The following is a 1373-nucleotide window of genomic DNA, read 5'->3' on the forward strand; positions in this document are numbered from 1 at the left end:
CTTTCACGTATAGAGTTTTTGCTACGCCGCTTTCTGATGCGGTGCAGCAGCGGCAGGCGTGTCGTGTGAGGTGTCAAGACTTTCTGGCCAGGGTTCGGGAATGAGCGCCATTGGTGGCAGGCGGCGACCGTGGGCAAAGGCAACCAGGACGAGCAGCCGTCCCCGATGAAAGCAACTGATCTGACGGCGCGGCGGGGTGTCGCCTTTCCGGCGGCGGGCGATGTGGGTATCCGGCAGGTCGTCCAGCACGGGCTGGGGCGTGGTCGCTTCGGCGTGGACGCCCACACTGACCACCAGCAGCGTCGCCAGGGCCATGGCCAACCAGAGCCGTTCGGCCCGCGCCGGGTCGGTCATCTTGGTCTGCTCCCAGTGCCAGCCGCCGCGCTTCATGTCTTTGTAGCTGCACTCGATCCAGGCGCGCAACCCATACCAGGCCACATCGGCCTCCTCGGGTGGCAGATCGGTCAACACCAACCACGGGTCGGTGTAGCCGGGTGTCCAGCGGGCGAGCAAGGTGCACGTCACCTGCCGCTGCGCGGTCGCAAAACAAACCACGCGCCCCTTCCAGCCAGCTTCCCCCTTGACCACGACCGTGCTGAGCCCACGAAACTCCGTCGCCTCGACGGGACGGTACTTGCCCTGCCGATTGATGCGGAGATACGGATGCCATCCGTTCTTCTGGATGGCGTCGTAGAGCCATTTGGCGTACAAGCCGCGGTCGGCCAGCACGATCACCGTCCACCCGTCTGGGGTGCTGCCAGTGAGATCCTGGAAGAGCGTTTCCCAGTGCGGACGCCACGCCCCTTGGGCCGTGGCCCGCACGATCTTCCAGGCAATCGGGATGGCACAGCCTCGGATGACGACATGGATCGACAAGACGGTGAAGCGCTGGCCGAGGGTTGAGGCATCCATCGCCAAGGCAATCTGGTGCGTGCCAGCGGGGGAGAGATGGATGACCCAGCGCAGGAGGGGAGCAAAGCAGGACGCCACCTCGAGCGTGCGCCGCTTGCTGCCGTGTTTGGCACCTTGCTTGTCCTTGCCATCGAGATACCAGTCGCGCAAGCAACCCCGCGTGGCCGTGACGGTGCGGTCGAGCAGCGCCGCCATGACGACCGCCACCATCAGCAATCCCGCCCGCTGCGCCACGATGATACCCATACTCCAGCACGTCAGCCCCCACGTCTGGGGACGGGTCAAGTGGGGCAGATGGGTTGACACCATGTCGTTCCATTGCGATAATCCTGGTAGGCGGGTCATGCAGGCCTCCTGTGCTCCGATTGAAGTGTGAGACCTCTATCGTACCAGAAGGCCGACCCGCCTGCAAAACCCTTTACACATGGCTCGAAATGTCTCAAAAACTCTATACGTGAAAG

General features: G+C 63.6%; 1 protein-coding gene. It reads right to left on the minus strand.

Annotated elements, in window-relative coordinates:
• Window positions 1-21: 21 nt before the first annotated feature.
• Window positions 22-1257 (minus strand): transposase, encoded by a 1236-nt coding sequence (locus A9Q02_RS24550; protein ID WP_097650745.1) that lies wholly within the window; start codon window positions 1255-1257, stop codon window positions 22-24.
• Between the last annotated feature and the right edge of the window lie 116 nt (window positions 1258-1373).

Origin of the sequence: Candidatus Chloroploca asiatica (genome assembly GCF_002532075.1) — a bacterium.
Classification (GTDB): domain Bacteria; phylum Chloroflexota; class Chloroflexia; order Chloroflexales; family Chloroflexaceae; genus Chloroploca; species Chloroploca asiatica.